The sequence below is a fragment of the Pseudomonas sp. CIP-10 genome (assembly GCF_020911845.1).
GTDB classification, from domain to species: domain Bacteria; phylum Pseudomonadota; class Gammaproteobacteria; order Pseudomonadales; family Pseudomonadaceae; genus Aquipseudomonas; species Aquipseudomonas alloputida.
The window spans coordinates 5,217,274-5,232,508 of record NZ_CP087160.1; the positions used below are offsets into that span (position 1 = coordinate 5,217,274).

The following is a 15,235-nucleotide window of genomic DNA, read 5'->3' on the forward strand; positions in this document are numbered from 1 at the left end:
CTCATGCTTTCAGTCCTGCATGCAGATCCTGCAAGCGACGAACGGTCTTTTCCGGACCGAATTTCAGCGCTTCGCAGATGGCTTCACCAGCCGCAATGGTAGTGGTGCAGTAAATCTTGTGCTGCAGCGCATTGCGACGAATCGAGTAGGAGTCGGCGATCGACTGGCGACCTTCGGTGGTATTGATGATCAGCGACACTTCGTCGTTCTTGATCATGTCGACCACGTGAGGGCGACCTTCGGTCACCTTGTTCACACGGCGCACTTTCAGGCCAGCCGCCTCGATAACCTTGGCGGTGCCGGCAGTGGCAACCACTTCGAAGCCCAGGGCGATCAGGTCGCGGGCAACGCCAGCCACTTGCGGCTTGTCGTCGTCGCGCACGCTGATGAACGCAGTACCGCCCGTCGGCAGCACTTCGCTGGCACCCATCTGGGCTTTGGCAAAGGCTTCACCGAAGCTGTCACCGACGCCCATGACTTCACCGGTCGATTTCATCTCAGGGCCGAGGATCGGGTCAACCCCTGGGAACTTGGCGAACGGGAAGACGGCTTCCTTCACGCTGTAGAAGTTCGGGATGATTTCCTGGGTGAAGCCCAGCTCTTTCAGGGTTTTACCCGCCATGACGCGGGCCGCGATCATCGCCAGGGACGTGCCGATGCACTTGGACACGAACGGTACGGTACGCGAGGCACGCGGGTTGACTTCGATCACGTAGATCTTGTCGCCCTGCAGGGCCAGCTGTACGTTCATCAGGCCTACCACGCCCAGCTCCAGCGCCATTTTCTTGACCTGAACGCGGACTTCGTCCTGCACTTCCTTGCTCAGCGAGTAAGGTGGCAGCGAGCACGCCGAGTCGCCGGAGTGTACGCCGGCCTGCTCGATGTGCTGCATGATCGCGCCGATGACCACGTCGGTGCCGTCGCACACCGCATCCACGTCCATCTCGATGGCGCAGTTGAGGAAGTGGTCGAGCAGTACCGGGCTGTCGTTCGACACTTGTACCGCTTCACGCAGGTAGCGCTTGAGCTCGTCCAGCTCGTAGACGATCTCCATGGCACGACCGCCCAGTACGTAGGACGGACGCACGACCAGCGGGTAGCCGATGCTGCCCGCAGCACGGATAGCCTCTTCTTCGCTGCGCACGGTGGCGTTTGGCGGCTGCAGCAGGTTCAGGCGCTGAACCATCTGCTGGAAGCGCTCACGGTCTTCGGCGCGGTCGATGGCGTCAGGGCTGGTACCGATGATCGGCACGCCAGCTTCTTCCAGAGCGCGGGCCAGCTTCAGCGGGGTCTGGCCGCCGTAGTGAACGATCACGCCCTTCGGCTTCTCGACGCGGCAGACTTCCAGCACGTCTTCCAGGGTCAGCGGCTCGAAGTACAGGCGGTCGGAAGTGTCGTAGTCGGTGGAGACGGTTTCCGGGTTGCAGTTGACCATGATGGTCTCGTAACCGTCGTCACGCAGCGCCAGGGCGGCATGTACGCAGCAGTAGTCGAACTCGATACCTTGGCCGATACGGTTCGGGCCGCCACCCAGGATCATGATCTTGTCGCGGGTCGACGGGTTGGCCTCGCACTCTTCCTCGTAGGTGGAGTACAGGTAGGCAGTGTCGGTGGCGAACTCGGCGGCGCAGGTGTCGACGCGCTTGTACACCGGGAACACTTCCAGCTTGTGGCGGTGGCGACGCAGGTTCTTGTCGGTAATGCCCAGCAGTACTGCCAGACGCTGGTCCGAGAAGCCCTTGCGCTTGAGGCGCAGCATGTAGTCCTTGTCGATTGCCGACAGGGCCAGGGTCTTGACCTTCTCTTCTTCCTTGATCAGGTCTTCCATCTGCACCAGGAACCACATGTCGATGCCGGTCAGATTGAAGATTTCTTCGCAGGTCATGCCCGAACGCATGGCGTCAGCCACGTACCAGATACGCTCGGCACCCGGTACGGTCAGTTCGCGCTTGAGGATGCTGGCGGCTTCCGGGCTGGCCAGGTCGACTTTCGGGTCGAGGCCGCAGGCGCCGACTTCCAGGCCGCGCAGGGCTTTCTGCAGGGATTCCTGGAAAGTACGGCCGATGGCCATGACTTCACCCACGGATTTCATCTGGGTGGTCAGGCGGGCGTCGGCTTTCGGGAATTTCTCGAAGGCGAAGCGTGGCAGCTTGGTGACGACGTAGTCGATCGACGGTTCGAAGGACGCAGGGGTGCGACCGCCAGTGATGTCGTTCTGCAGCTCGTCGAGGGTGTAACCAATGGCCAGCTTGGCGGCGATCTTGGCGATCGGGAAGCCGGTGGCCTTGGAGGCCAGGGCGGACGAACGCGATACGCGCGGGTTCATCTCGATGACGACCATGCGGCCGGTGTTCGGGCAAATGCCGAACTGGACGTTGGAACCGCCGGTTTCCACACCGATTTCACGCAGCACCGCCAGCGAGGCGTTGCGCATGATCTGGTATTCCTTGTCGGTCAGGGTCTGTGCCGGGGCAACCGTGATCGAGTCACCGGTGTGCACACCCATCGGGTCGAAGTTCTCGATCGAGCAGACGATGATGCAGTTGTCCTTCTTGTCGCGGACCACCTCCATCTCGTATTCCTTCCAGCCGATCAGCGATTCGTCGATCAGCAGCTCTTTGGTCGGCGACAGGTCCAGACCACGGGTGCAGATTTCTTCGAACTCTTCACGGTTGTAAGCGATACCGCCGCCGGTGCCGCCCATGGTGAACGACGGGCGAATGATGCATGGGAAGCCGAGCTTCTCGAGGACCGCATTGGCCTCTTCCATGCTGTGGGCGATACCGGAGCGCGGGCACTCCAGGCCGATGTCCTTCATGGCCTTGTCGAAGCGCGAGCGGTCTTCGGCCTTGTCGATGGTGTCAGCGTTGGCACCGATCATCTCTACGCCGAACTTTTCCAGAACGCCATGGCGCTCCAGGTCCAGGGCGCAGTTCAGGGCGGTCTGGCCACCCATGGTCGGCAGGACGGCGTCCGGGCGCTCTTTCTCGATGATCTTGGCCACCGATTGCCACTTGATCGGCTCGATGTAGGTGGCGTCGGCCATGGCCGGGTCGGTCATGATGGTGGCTGGGTTGGAGTTCACCAGGATGACGCGGAAACCTTCCTCGCGCAGGGCTTTACAGGCCTGCGCGCCGGAGTAGTCGAATTCGCAGGCCTGGCCGATCACGATCGGGCCAGCGCCGAGAATCAGGATGCTTTTGATGTCTGTACGTTTTGGCATGGTGGTCACTCAAATCCGGGGTCAGTCGGCAAGCCGCTTTGAACAATCTGGGTCAGGCGCTGCCGGGCGCGGCAGGTGCCGGCCCGGGGCCTTGAAGCAGGATGCTCAGCGGCGCTTGGCCATGGCATCGGTGAAACGATCGAACAGAGGCGCGACGTCGGTCGGGCCAGGGCTCGCTTCAGGGTGGCCCTGGAAGCTGAACGCGCTCTTGTCGGTACGCTCGATACCCTGCAGGGTGCCGTCGAACAGCGACTTGTGAATGGCGCGAACGTTACCCGGCAGGGTCGCCTCGTCAACGGCGAAGCCGTGGTTCTGGCTGGTGATCATGACCACACCGGTATCCAGGTCCTGGACCGGGTGGTTGGCACCGTGGTGGCCGTGGCCCATTTTCACGGTCTTGGCGCCGGAAGCCAGGGCCAGCAGCTGGTGGCCGAGGCAGATGCCGAATACCGGGATCTCGGTTTCGAGGATTTCCTTGATCGCCTGGATCGCGTAGTCGCACGGCTCAGGGTCACCCGGGCCGTTGGACAGGAACACGCCGTCCGGGTTGAGTGCCAGCACTTCGCTGGCCGGGGTCTGGGCTGGCACCACGGTCACGCGGCAGCCGCGGGCCACCAGCATGCGCAGGATGTTCAGCTTGACGCCATAGTCGAAGGCAACCACATGGTACGGCAGGTCGGCAGCGTCGATGGTCGGGTGGCTGTCGGTTTTCAGCTCCCACACACTGGAGCGCCACTCGTAACGTTCCTTGGTGGAGACGACCTTGGCCAGGTCCATGCCCTTCAGGCCCGGGAAGCCACGGGCAGCGGCGATGGCCGCTTCTTCGCTGATGTTGTCACCCGCCAGAATGCAGCCGTTCTGGGCGCCCTTTTCACGCAGGATACGGGTCAGGCGACGGGTGTCGATGCCGGCAATGGCAACGACGTTGTTAGCCTTGAGGTACTCAGGCAGCGACTGGGTATTACGCCAGTTGCTGGCCAGCAGCGGCAGGTCACGGATGACCAGGCCAGCGGACCAGACGCGGTTCGACTCGGCGTCTTCCGGGGTAGTACCGGTGTTGCCGATGTGCGGGTAGGTCAGGGTAACGATTTGCTGCGCGTAGGAAGGGTCTGTAAGGATTTCCTGGTAGCCGGTCATAGCGGTGTTGAATACCACCTCACCAACGGTCTGACCGTCGGCACCGATGGCTTCACCGCGGAAAATACTGCCGTCGGCAAGGGCGAGTATGGCTGGCTTTGTCAAGAAGACCTCCCGTAAATCAAGCATGAAAGGGCGATCGCAGGTTGCAAAAAAGCGGAGTGACGTATGGACACGTCACCCCGCTTTCATGTGCTGAATTCAATTCGCTGCGCGCTTTTAGTGGACACACTAAAGCTGTAGCTTACAGAAAAGTGTGTTTTCGGTCTACCGTGGATGTGTCTCTAAAACACATGATTGCGACAGACTGACATCGGCAGTGGCTTCTTCGCGAGCTTGCCCGCGAATGAAGCCACTGCCGATAGAACGGCTTAACGCAGTTCAAGCACATCCTGCATGTCGTACAGCCCCGGCTCGCGCCCATCCAGCCACAGCGCCGCACGTACGGCACCCTTGGCGAAGGTCATGCGGCTGGAGGCCTTGTGGGTGATTTCCAGGCGCTCGCCTTCGGCAGCGAACAACACGGTGTGATCGCCCACCACATCGCCGGCACGCACGGTAGCGAAACCGATGGTCTTGCGATCGCGCGCACCGGTCTGCCCTTCACGACCATACACGGCCACTTCCTGCAGATCACGGCCCAGCGCATTGGCAACCACTTCACCCATGCGCAGTGCAGTACCCGATGGCGCATCGACCTTGTGCCGGTGGTGCGCCTCGATGATTTCGATATCGACATCATCGCCCAGCACCCGCGCAGCCATATCCAGCAGCTTGAGGCTAAGGTTGACACCCACGCTGAAGTTGGCGGCGAACACGATTGGAATGTCCTTGCCAGCTTCGGCCAACAGCTGCTTCTCTTCGACTGTAAAACCGGTCGTGCCGATGATCATCGCCTTGCCATGCTTGCGGCAGAACGCCAGGTTTTTCAGGGTCACCGAGGGGTGAGTGAAATCGATCAGCACATCGAACTCGTCGGCAACCTTGGCCAGGTCGTCGGACAACAGCACGCCAATTCGGCCAAGTGCCGCCAGCTCTCCGGCATCAGCCCCGACCAACGAGCTGTCAGGGCGATCGATCGCTGCGGTCAGCCCCGCGCCCGAGGTTTGTTGCACGGCTTCGATGAGGGTTTTGCCCATCCGCCCCGCCGCGCCCATCACTGCAATACGTCGCATAACCTGTTCCTTGTCAGAGATCGCCGAAGAAGCGCTTCACACCATCGAACCAGCCGCTGGCCTTGGGCGAGTGGGAACTGTCACCTTCCAGCGAATCACGCAGCTCTTCGAGCAGCTCACGCTGACGGCGACTGAGATTGACCGGGGTTTCTACGGCCACACGGCACAGCAGGTCACCCGCACCACCACCACGCACCGGGGCAACACCCTTGCCACGCAGACGGAACTGCTTACCGGTCTGGGTGCCTTCCGGAATCTTCAGCTTCACGCGACCATCCAGGGTCGGCACTTCCAGCTCGCCGCCCAGGGCAGCATCGGTGTAGCTGATCGGCACTTCACAGTACAAATGCTTGCCATCACGCTGGAAAATCTCGTGCTCACGCACGCTGATCACCACGTACAGGTCGCCAGTCGGGCCACCATGAGTACCGGCCTCGCCCTCACCCGACAGACGGATGCGGTCGCCGGTATCGACACCTGCCGGCACCTTGACCGACAGCGTCTTGTATTCCTCGACACGCCCTTCACCATGGCACGAAGTGCACGGGTCGGTAATGATCTTGCCTTGGCCATGGCAGCGCGGGCAGGTTTGCTGCACCGAGAAGAAGCCTTGCTGCATGCGCACCTGGCCGATACCACCACAGGTCGGGCAGGTCGACGGGGTCGAGCCCTTCTTGGCACCGGAACCGTCGCAAGGCTGGCAGTTGACCAGGGTAGGCACGCGGATGCTGACCGTGGTGCCACGCACCGCTTCTTCCAGGTTCAGCTCCAGGGTGTAGCGCAGGTCGCTGCCGCGCTGGGCACCGCCTCGACCACCACCGCGGCCGCCGCCGAAGAAGTCGCTGAACACATCGCCGAAGATGTCGGAGAAATTGGCACCACCAAAGCCGGCACCACCGCCACCCATGCTTGGGTCGACACCCGCATGGCCATACTGGTCGAAGGCCGCACGCTTGCTCGCGTCTGACAGCACTTCGTAGGCCTCGTTGGCCTCCTTGAACTTGTCTTCCGATTCTTTATCGCCCGGGTTGCGGTCCGGGTGGTACTTCATCGCCAAACGGCGGTAAGCCTTCTTGAGGTCCGCTTCAGTGGCGCCGCGCTCGACACCCAGGACCTCATAATAATCACGCTTGGACATAGGTCATTTGCACCTTGTTGGGCGTGTGGCATCTGCGCCACGCCATCAGCACCCGCGTGCGACCCTCAAGAGCCGCTGACAGATGCTGTAAAAATTCTCGAATTCCAGATACGCCAACGCGGGAGCAAGCCCCCGCGCGGCGACATCCTACCAGCTCACCGGCAAACGACGGTGAACCGGCCGACAACATGCAGGGATTACTGCTTGTTGTTGTCTTTCACTTCTTCGAACTCGGCGTCAACCACGTCATCGTGCTTGGCTTCCGGCTCGGCCTGTTGCGCGCCACCCTGAGGCTGTTCAGCCGACTGCTCGGCGTACATCTTCTGGGCAACCGGGGCAGAGACCTTGGACAGCTCTTCAACCTTGGCGTCGATGGCAGCCTTGTCGTCGCCTTTGACAGCGGCTTCCAGGGCAACAACGGCGGCCTCGATGGCGGTTTTCTCTTCAGCGGTAACCTTGTCACCTGCGTCAGCGACCATCTTGCGGGTCGAGTGCACCAGCGCGTCACCCTGGTTACGGGCAGCCGCCAGCTCTTCGAACTTGCGGTCTTCCTCGGCGTTGGCCTCGGCGTCACGCACCATACGCTCGATCTCTTCGTCCGACAGGCCGGAGTTGGCCTTGATCACGATCGACTGAGTCTTGCCGGTGGCCTTGTCTTTCGCACCTACGTGCAGGATGCCGTTGGCGTCGATGTCGAAGGTCACTTCGATTTGCGGCACGCCACGCGGTGCTGGCGGAATGTCAGCCAGGTCGAACTTGCCCAGCGACTTGTTCTGCGCAGCCTGCTTACGCTCACCCTGCAGCACGTGAATGGTCACGGCGCCCTGGTTGTCGTCGGCAGTCGAGAACACCTGCGACTTCTTGGTCGGGATGGTGGTGTTCTTCTCGATCAGCGCGGTCATCACGCCGCCCATGGTTTCGATACCCAGGGTCAGCGGGCTGACGTCCAGCAGCAGTACGTCTTTTACGTCACCGGCCAGTACCGCACCCTGGATGGCAGCACCCATGGCGACGGCTTCGTCCGGGTTCACGTCCTTGCGCGCTTCTTTACCGAAGAAGTCGGCCACTTCTTTCTGCACCAGCGGCATGCGGGTCTGACCGCCGACCAGGATCACGTCGTCGATCTTGCTGGCGTCGATGCCGGCGTCTTTCAGGGCGATGCGGCAAGGCTCGATGGTACGCTTGACCAGGTCTTCGACCAGCGACTCCAGCTTGGCGCGGGAGATCTTCACGTTCAGGTGCTTAGGACCGGTGGCATCTGCAGTGATGTACGGCAGGTTGACGTCGGTCGACTGAGCGGACGACAGCTCGATCTTGGCTTTTTCTGCGGCTTCTTTCAGGCGCTGCAGGGCCAGAGGATCGTTCTTCAGGTCCATGCCCGACTCTTTCTTGAACTCGTCGACAAGGTAGTCGATCAGGCGCATGTCGAAGTCTTCGCCACCCAGGAAGGTGTCGCCGTTGGTAGCCAGTACTTCGAACTGGTGCTCACCGTCGACTTCGGCGATTTCGATGACCGAAACGTCGAAGGTACCACCACCCAGGTCATAAACGATGACGGTGTGGTCGCCCTTGGCCTTGTCCATGCCGTACGCCAGTGCAGCGGCAGTCGGCTCGTTGATGATGCGTTTTACGTCCAGGCCAGCGATGCGGCCGGCGTCTTTGGTCGCCTGACGCTGGCTGTCGTTGAAGTAGGCCGGAACGGTGATGACCGCTTCGGTGACTGGCTCGCCGAGGTAGTCTTCGGCGGTCTTCTTCATTTTCTTCAGGACTTCGGCGCTGATCTGCGGCGGAGCCATTTCCTTGCCAGCAGCCTCGACCCAGGCGTCACCGTTGTTCGCCTTGACGATCTTGTATGGCACCAGCTTGATGTCTTTCTGCACGACATCTTCTTCGAAGCGGCGGCCAATCAGGCGCTTCACTGCGAACAGGGTGTTGTGCGGGTTGGTGACAGCCTGGCGCTTGGCCGACTGGCCAACCAGGATTTCGCCATCGTTGGCGTAGGCCACGATCGAAGGGGTAGTACGCGCACCTTCGGCGTTTTCGATGACTTTGACGTTACCGTTTTCCAGAATGGAGACGCACGAGTTGGTGGTCCCCAGGTCGATACCGATGATTTTACCCATGTTAACTCTCCCGAAACTTGAATTTGGTAGCAGCGACTACTTTGGCCAACTGCGGTAATACTTGAAGGCTTGACACCTAGATGGGGATGCCCCGGAGGATTTCAAGCCTTTTCATTGATCGAGGGTTGCGCCGCGCTCGGCGCCTTGCTGACCACCACCATGGCGGGGCGCAGCAGGCGGCCGTTCAGCAGGTAACCCTTCTGGAACACGTTCAGCACGCTGTTTGGCTCGACCTCGGCGTTTTCCTGCATGGCCATGGCCTGGTGATGCTCAGGGTTGAACGGCTGACCGTGCGGGTCGACAGCTTCAAGGTTGTAGCGCTTGAGGGTGTCCTGGAACATCTTCAGGGTCAGTTCGACCCCTTCGCGGATCTGCTTGACGTGCTCATCGTCGGCACTGGAGTGAGCCAGGGCCAGTTCCAGGCTGTCGATCACCGGCAGCAAGTCGCCGGAGAACTTCTCCAGGGCGAACTTGTGGGCTTTCTCCACATCCTGCTCGGCACGACGGCGTACGTTCTGCAGGTCGGCAACGGCGCGCAGCGCCTGGTCCTTGGCTGCGGCCAGCTGTTCCTCGAGCTCCAGAACACGGGTATCAGCTGCATTGCCTGCACCGGTTTCTTCCACGTTAAGGTCTTTCTCGTTCAGCTGCTCATCAGCCATGGGGTCTCTCCTGCGCAATTTTGTGGACTGCGAGCCAGGCTCGCCTTGGATGTCGGCTATATGGGGCCGGAAAAACCAGGTTCAAGGGGCAAGGTGGTTTTCAAGGCCGCAACAGAATCTGCGAAGGGGCATTGGCAGGCCTGAAAAAAGTACTGTATAAATAACCAGACCTGATTTCCGGGAGCCGCCCCCATGCTGGTGCACCTGTCCATTCACAACTACGCCATCGTCGAGCACCTCGACCTCGAAATCGCCCGTGGCATGTCCGTCATCACCGGCGAGACCGGTGCCGGCAAATCGATCATGCTCGACGCCCTCGGCCTTGCCCTGGGCGACCGTGCCGACAGCGGGGTGGTGCGCCCCGGCACCGACAAGGCAGACATCCTGGCCACCTTCGACCTGGTGGACATTCCCGAAGCCCACACCTGGCTGGCCGAGCGCGACCTGGACAACGAAGGCCTGTGCATCCTGCGCCGGGTGATCACCGCCGAAGGCCGCAGCCGCGGCTACATCAACGGCACGCCCTGCCCGCTCGGCGACCTCAAGGCGCTGGGCGAACTGCTGATCGATATCCACAGCCAGCACGAGCACCAGTCCCTGCTCAAGACCGACACCCACCGCCGCCTGCTTGACGAGTATGCCGGCGCCGTCGACCTGGCCCGCCAGGTACAGCTTGCAGCCAAGCGCTGGAGCCAGACCCGCCTGGAGCTGGAGCGCCTGTCCAACTCGGGCGACGAGCAGCGCGCCCGCCACCAGTTGCTCAGTTACCAGTTGGAAGAACTGGACAACCTCGGCCTGGGCGAGCACGAACTGGAGCATCTGGAGCAGGAACACAAGAACCTGACCAGCGCCGAAGCCCTGTTCGGCATCTGCCGCCAGGTCATCGACCAGTGCAGCGAGAGTGATTCGGGCAATGTGCTGAGCGCCCTCACCTCCAGCCTCAACCGCCTGGGTGCCGCCACCAACTCGCCCAAGGCACTGAACGAAGCAGCCAACCTGATCGCCAGCGCGCAGATTCAGGTCGAGGAAGCCGTGGGCGAACTCAACCGCTTCCTCGACAATTTCGACGCCGACCCGATGCGCCTGCAAGCCCTGGAAGAGCGCCTGGACACCATCTACACCCTGGCGCGCAAACACCGGGTGCACCCCACCGAGCTGCCACACCTGCAACAGCAACTGATGGAGGAGCTGGAAGGCCTTAACGCCAGTGACGAGTCGATCGAGCGGCTGGGCGAAGAGCTTGCCGCCTACGCCCAGCACTATAAAGAGAAGGCGCGCGAACTCAGCGGCCTGCGCCAGCAAGCGGCGCAGCAGCTCGCAGGCGCGGTGGAGCAGGAAATCCAGCGCCTGGGCATGCCTGGCGGGCGCTTCTGCATCGAACTGACAGCGAACGAAGGCGCCGAACTGTCACCCCATGGCCTGGAGCAGATCGAACTGCTGGTCAGTGCCAACCCTGGCCAGCCGCTCAAGGGCCTGGCGAAGGTGGCGTCGGGCGGTGAACTGTCACGTATCAGCCTGGCGATCCAGGTCATTACCGCGCAGACCTCGCGCATTCCTACTCTGGTGTTCGACGAAGTCGACGTGGGTATTGGCGGGCCAACGGCAGAAATCGTCGGCCAACTGCTGCGGCGCCTGGGCGAGCGCGGCCAGGTACTGACCGTGACCCACCTGCCGCAGGTGGCGGCGCAGGGGCATCACCATTTGTTCGTGCACAAGGTGCGCAACAGCGACACCACCCACACCGCCGTGGCTAGCCTGGGCAAGCGTGAGCGCGTGGAAGAAGTGGCGCGGATGCTCGGCGGGATCGACCTGACCAAGGAATCCCTGGCCCATGCACGCAAGATGGTGGTGAGCGGCAAGGCCTGAGGCCCTACCCGGCAGACGCGGTCAATGTGGGAGCAACTGTCTTGCTCAATTTCTAAAAGCTGGCGCCTTCCCTGTGGGAGCGGGCTTGCCCGCGAACACGGGCGAAGCCCGTGCAATCCACCACGGTGTTGGCTTCGCGGGCAAGCCCGCTTCCACGCGGCTCACGCTGCGTTCTGGATTTACGTTGTACTTTCAGGCTGCGGTAGCACTAGATCGAGCCATGATGTACCCGTTCTGAGCATGGCATTTAACCGCACGATGAACGTTCTCATGCAGGCCACGATAGCGACTTTGGGAAGTTTTCCGCGCTCCCGCAGTGACTGATAACGAGCCTTGAGTGCTGGGTTGTATCTCATCGCCACAAGGCATGCCATGTACAGCGATCGCCTGACCGCAAATCGTCCGCCAGAGATAGAGCGCTTGCCCATGAATTTCCCGCTGTCGTGGTTGAAGGGCGCCACTCCGACCAGGGAGGCAATTTCTCTGGATTCAACCCGACCCAGCTCCGGCAGCAGCGCTACTAGCTTGCCCGCTGTCACCATCCCAATGCCTTTCACTTTAATCAGTTGGGTAACCCGTTCGTCGTTCAGCATCGCGGTTTGCTGTTCGATCTCACGCTCAACCAGTTTGATCTGCGCTTTGAAGTGTTTCAGGTTGGCATTCAGGTAGTTAGCAACTGCAGTCGATTGCACCTGCTTCAGGCGCCGCAGGTCGTCATCTCGCTGTTGAACCAACCGATCACGTTGCTGAAGCAACTCTCGCAGAAGCGCTCGTTCGGGGCTGATTCGCAGGGAGGGTTGATCTGGAATGACTTCGGCATAGTGCGCCAGAACCTCGGCGTCGATGGCGTCAGTCTTGGCCTTGATGCCTAGAGAGTCAGCGAATGACCTGGCTCGCCTGGGATTAACGCGTATGACCTTGTAGCCAGCGTCCTGTAGAAAACGCATGACATCTCGCTCGTAGCCACCCGTCGCCTCTAACAGGACGCGCTTGATACTGAGCTTGCGAAGGCTCTCCAGTAGCGCCTCAAAGCCTGTGGGATCATTGCTTAAATGCATTTTGATGCCCTGTGGCCGCACCGCAGCATCAAGGGAGAGACTGGAAACATCGATACCCAAGAAGGAAGCCATCACCAAAACCTCCTAAACTCAACACAGTGAGAGGACTTTGGCTTGGCCCACGCTTGTGATTCGAGATCAGAGCCGCATCCAACTGTTCGGGCTCTCGCCAAAGTGGAACGGTGAATGGCAGCTTGTGCTCCCACACGTGCTCAAGGCACCTACGGCATTCAGCTTGCCATTCACCGCTCTCACTCCAGATTCTAATCCCCCATCAAGACACAAGCAGCTGTCTTGCTCAATTTCTAAAAGCTGGCGCCTTCCCTGTGGGAGCGGCCTTGCGTCGCGAAAGGGTCGCAAAGCGGCCCCAGGATTTCAGCTTCAACCCACCTATCGCTGGGGCTGCCCGGCAGCCCTTTCGCGACGCAAGGCCGCTCCCACAGGAATCTCACACTCTTTCTAGCCCGGCTATAAAGCACAAAGGCGACCCGAAGGTCGCCTTTGCTATCCATAACGAAAAATCGTTACTTCTTCTTACGCACGTACAGGACCAAATTGTGGTCCACCAGCTCGAAGCCATGCTCGGCCACGATTTCGCGCTGGCGCTTCTCGATTTCGGCGTCCATGAATTCGATGACTTCACTGGTATCCACGTTCACCATGTGGTCGTGGTGACCGCCATCAGCCAGCTCGAACACTGCATGACCGCCGTCGAAGTTGTGGCGAACCACCAGACCCGCCGCCTCGAACTGGGTCAGCACGCGATAGACGGTGGCCAGGCCTACATCCTCGCCAGCCTCCATCAGCGCCTTGTAGACATCCTCTGCACTCATGTGACGCTGCTCGGTAGAGTCGAGCATCTGAAGGATCTTGACTCGAGGCAGGGTCACCTTGAGGCCGGCTTTGCGCAATTCGCTATTTTCAACCATGGTCAGCTTTCTCGCCGATGCTGCTTCGCAGCTTCTCTTAATACGGGTATGATCGGGGTTTACGTTGTCCAGCCAAGATAGTGGAAGTCGCCCACCGATGCAAAACACCAAGCTCTTGCTAACCAGCCTCACCCTAGTGGGACTGCTCGCACTCGCCGGTTGCTCGTTTCCCGGGGTTTACAAAATCGACATCCAGCAGGGCAATGTCGTCACGCAAGACATGATAGACCAATTACGCCCGGGAATGACCCGCCGGCAAGTAAGGTTTATCATGGGCAACCCGCTGATTCAGGACACTTTCAACACCAATCGTTGGGATTACCTGTACAGCCTGCAGCCTGGTGGCGGTAAGCGCCAGCAAGAACGCATGAGTGTATTTTTCAACGAAAGCGATCAACTGGTCAGCCTGTCTGGCGACTTCATGCCAGGCGTCAGCCGCGATCAGGAAATCCTCGGTGGCAGCAGCGACACCACCGTCAGCCCGGCCACCGAGCCAGGCCAGGCCGAACAGCCGGCAGCGCAACCTGTAGAAAAACCGGCCAAGCCTGGTTCGACCGAAGAGTCCATCCAGCGCGAGATCGACACCATCGAGACCACCCCGGTCCCGACCCCCGCACCGCTGGAAACCCGCTAAGCGGGAACAGCAGATGCAAAAAAGCCCGGACTTGGTCCGGGCTTTTTGTTTGCGCCTTATACGTCAGGCATTCAATTGCTTGGCACGCTGGCAGAACGCATCGACCAGCGTATTCGCCGCCTGATTGAATAGCGGGCCCAACGTGGCGCGCACAATCGGCCCGGCGTAATCGAAGGACAGGTCCAGGCTGATCTTGCAGGCTTTTTCACCCAGCGGCTTGAACACCCAAACACCATGCAGCTGGGTGAACGGCCCTTCTTCGAGGTTCATCTCGATGGACTGCCCCGGCACCAGCACGTTACGCGTCACGAAGTGCTGGCTCATGCCCCCCTTGGCCACTTCGAGCTTGGCACGCATGTGTGTATCGCTGGTTTCGATCACCGTCGAGGCCGAGCACCACGGCAAAAACTCAGGGTAGCTGGCCACATCGTTGACCAGATCGTAAAGCGCCTGGGCGGGGTATGGCAGCAGGGCGGAGCGTTGAATATGGGTAGTCATCCAGGCGTCACTTCCAAGGCTGGGTGGCGGCGCTTCGCAGCGTGCCGAAAACAGGTTCTGTGCGTATGACAGGGTTTGTATTGTCCGGTATTCATTCCAGTGGCTCAAGCACACCGAAATCCCATAGCGGACGACGCGCGGACTTGCCTATAATGCCGCCCCTATGGCTAAGCAAAAAAAACATCCGACCGGGACCATCGCGCAAAACAAGAAAGCGCGACACGATTACTTCATCGAACACAAGTTCGAGGCCGGGCTGGTCCTGTCCGGCTGGGAAGTAAAAAGCCTGCGAGCCGGCAAGGCGCACCTGACTGACAGCTACGTGCTGCTCAAGGACGGTGAGGCCTGGCTGTTCGGCAGCCACATCACCCCGCTGACCACGGCCAGCACCCACGTCATCGCCGACCCTACACGCACCCGCAAGCTGCTGCTGAACAAGCGCGAGCTCGAGCGCGTGGAAGCGGCTGTGGCGCAAAAAGGCTACACCTGTGTGGCTTTGGCGCTGTACTGGAGCAAGCACCTGATCAAGTGCGAAATCGCACTGGGCAAGGGCAAGAAGGAATTCGACAAGCGCGACACCATGCGCGAACGCGATTCCAACCGCGAGCTGCAGCGGGCTGTGCGGAACAAGGGCAAGGAAGAGTAACCAGCCTGCCTGGCCGCTATGGGAGCGGCCTTGTGTCGCGAAAGGACTGCGAAGCAGCCCCAGCAATCTGCGCATCGACGCCGATCCTGGGGCCGCTCTGCGACCCTTTCGCGACGCAAGGCCGCTCTCACAGGCCCCGCGTTACAGCA

Annotated in this window: 12 protein-coding genes; 3 read left to right on the top strand and 9 right to left on the bottom strand. The window is 60.7% G+C overall.

Annotated features, from left to right (window positions below; all coding sequences use genetic code 11):
- Position 1 precedes the first annotated feature (1 nt).
- From carB to grpE, 6 genes are all read right to left on the bottom strand, one after another.
- A complete protein-coding gene (gene carB, locus LMH93_RS23570) occupies positions 2-3,223 on the bottom strand; it encodes a carbamoyl-phosphate synthase large subunit (protein ID WP_003249937.1) in 3,222 nt (1,073 codons plus the stop codon).
- A gap of 105 nt (positions 3,224-3,328) precedes the next feature.
- On the bottom strand, positions 3,329-4,465 hold the full coding sequence (carA, locus tag LMH93_RS23575; protein ID WP_003249935.1) for a glutamine-hydrolyzing carbamoyl-phosphate synthase small subunit: 1,137 nt from the start codon (positions 4,463-4,465) through the stop codon (positions 3,329-3,331).
- 266 nt (positions 4,466-4,731) lie between these two features.
- A complete protein-coding gene (dapB, locus tag LMH93_RS23580; protein WP_012053753.1) occupies positions 4,732-5,535 on the bottom strand; it encodes a 4-hydroxy-tetrahydrodipicolinate reductase in 804 nt (267 codons plus the stop codon).
- A gap of 13 nt (positions 5,536-5,548) precedes the next feature.
- Positions 5,549-6,673 carry a molecular chaperone DnaJ gene (dnaJ, locus tag LMH93_RS23585; RefSeq protein WP_003249931.1) on the bottom strand — a complete coding sequence of 375 codons (1,125 nt, stop codon included), beginning with the start codon at positions 6,671-6,673 and terminating at the stop codon, positions 5,549-5,551.
- A 197-nt stretch (positions 6,674-6,870) separates the two neighbouring features.
- Complete coding sequence (dnaK, locus tag LMH93_RS23590) at positions 6,871-8,796, bottom strand: molecular chaperone DnaK (protein WP_003249929.1); 1,926 nt, start codon at positions 8,794-8,796, stop codon at positions 6,871-6,873.
- A gap of 101 nt (positions 8,797-8,897) precedes the next feature.
- Positions 8,898-9,455, bottom strand: a complete 558-nt coding sequence (grpE, locus tag LMH93_RS23595) for a nucleotide exchange factor GrpE (RefSeq protein ID WP_003249927.1) — start codon at positions 9,453-9,455, stop codon at positions 8,898-8,900.
- Between the two features lie 192 nt (positions 9,456-9,647).
- On the opposite strand from grpE, the gene recN reads away from it, so the two are divergent.
- A complete protein-coding gene (gene recN / locus LMH93_RS23600) occupies positions 9,648-11,321 on the top strand; it encodes a DNA repair protein RecN (protein ID WP_230064653.1) in 1,674 nt (557 codons plus the stop codon).
- Positions 11,322-11,500: 179 nt separating this feature from the next.
- On the opposite strand, the gene LMH93_RS23605 is transcribed toward recN, so the two are convergent.
- Both LMH93_RS23605 and fur read right to left on the bottom strand, forming a co-directional pair.
- Positions 11,501-12,451 (bottom strand): IS110 family transposase, encoded by a 951-nt coding sequence (locus LMH93_RS23605; RefSeq protein ID WP_004577666.1) that lies wholly within the window; start codon positions 12,449-12,451, stop codon positions 11,501-11,503.
- Positions 12,452-12,903: 452 nt separating this feature from the next.
- On the bottom strand, positions 12,904-13,308 hold the full coding sequence (fur, locus tag LMH93_RS23610) for a ferric iron uptake transcriptional regulator (RefSeq protein WP_003249922.1): 405 nt from the start codon (positions 13,306-13,308) through the stop codon (positions 12,904-12,906).
- 97 nt (positions 13,309-13,405) lie between these two features.
- On the opposite strand from fur, the gene LMH93_RS23615 reads away from it, so the two are divergent.
- Entirely contained in the window at positions 13,406-13,942 is a 537-nt protein-coding gene (locus tag LMH93_RS23615) for an outer membrane protein assembly factor BamE (RefSeq protein ID WP_003249918.1), read from the top strand.
- Between the two features lie 63 nt (positions 13,943-14,005).
- Here LMH93_RS23615 and LMH93_RS23620 read toward each other — a convergent pair whose 3' ends face one another.
- Positions 14,006-14,440: a type II toxin-antitoxin system RatA family toxin gene (locus LMH93_RS23620; RefSeq protein WP_003249916.1), complete on the bottom strand. Its 435-nt coding sequence runs from the start codon at positions 14,438-14,440 to the stop codon at positions 14,006-14,008.
- A 163-nt stretch (positions 14,441-14,603) separates the two neighbouring features.
- On the opposite strand from LMH93_RS23620, the gene smpB reads away from it, so the two are divergent.
- Positions 14,604-15,086, top strand: coding sequence for an SsrA-binding protein SmpB (smpB, locus tag LMH93_RS23625; RefSeq protein WP_003249914.1), 483 nt, complete (start codon positions 14,604-14,606; stop codon positions 15,084-15,086).
- The last annotated feature ends 149 nt before the right edge of the window (positions 15,087-15,235 follow it).

Excerpts from the sequence above, each read along its gene's own strand:
- carB (WP_003249937.1), bottom strand. The coding sequence starts at position 3,223 with ATGCCAAAACGTACAGACATCAAAAGCATCCTGATTCTCGGCGCTGGC.
- dapB (WP_012053753.1), bottom strand. The coding sequence starts at position 5,535 with ATGCGACGTATTGCAGTGATGGGCGCGGCGGGGCGGATGGGCAAAACC.
- dnaJ (WP_003249931.1), bottom strand. The coding sequence starts at position 6,673 with ATGTCCAAGCGTGATTATTATGAGGTCCTGGGTGTCGAGCGCGGCGCC.
- dnaK (WP_003249929.1), bottom strand. The coding sequence starts at position 8,796 with ATGGGTAAAATCATCGGTATCGACCTGGGGACCACCAACTCGTGCGTC.
- grpE (WP_003249927.1), bottom strand. The coding sequence starts at position 9,455 with ATGGCTGATGAGCAGCTGAACGAGAAAGACCTTAACGTGGAAGAAACC.
- recN (WP_230064653.1), top strand. The coding sequence starts at position 9,648 with ATGCTGGTGCACCTGTCCATTCACAACTACGCCATCGTCGAGCACCTC.
- LMH93_RS23605 (WP_004577666.1), bottom strand. The coding sequence starts at position 12,451 with ATGGCTTCCTTCTTGGGTATCGATGTTTCCAGTCTCTCCCTTGATGCT.
- fur (WP_003249922.1), bottom strand. The coding sequence starts at position 13,308 with ATGGTTGAAAATAGCGAATTGCGCAAAGCCGGCCTCAAGGTGACCCTG.
- LMH93_RS23615 (WP_003249918.1), top strand. The coding sequence starts at position 13,406 with ATGCAAAACACCAAGCTCTTGCTAACCAGCCTCACCCTAGTGGGACTG.
- LMH93_RS23620 (WP_003249916.1), bottom strand. The coding sequence starts at position 14,440 with ATGACTACCCATATTCAACGCTCCGCCCTGCTGCCATACCCCGCCCAG.
- smpB (WP_003249914.1), top strand. The coding sequence starts at position 14,604 with ATGGCTAAGCAAAAAAAACATCCGACCGGGACCATCGCGCAAAACAAG.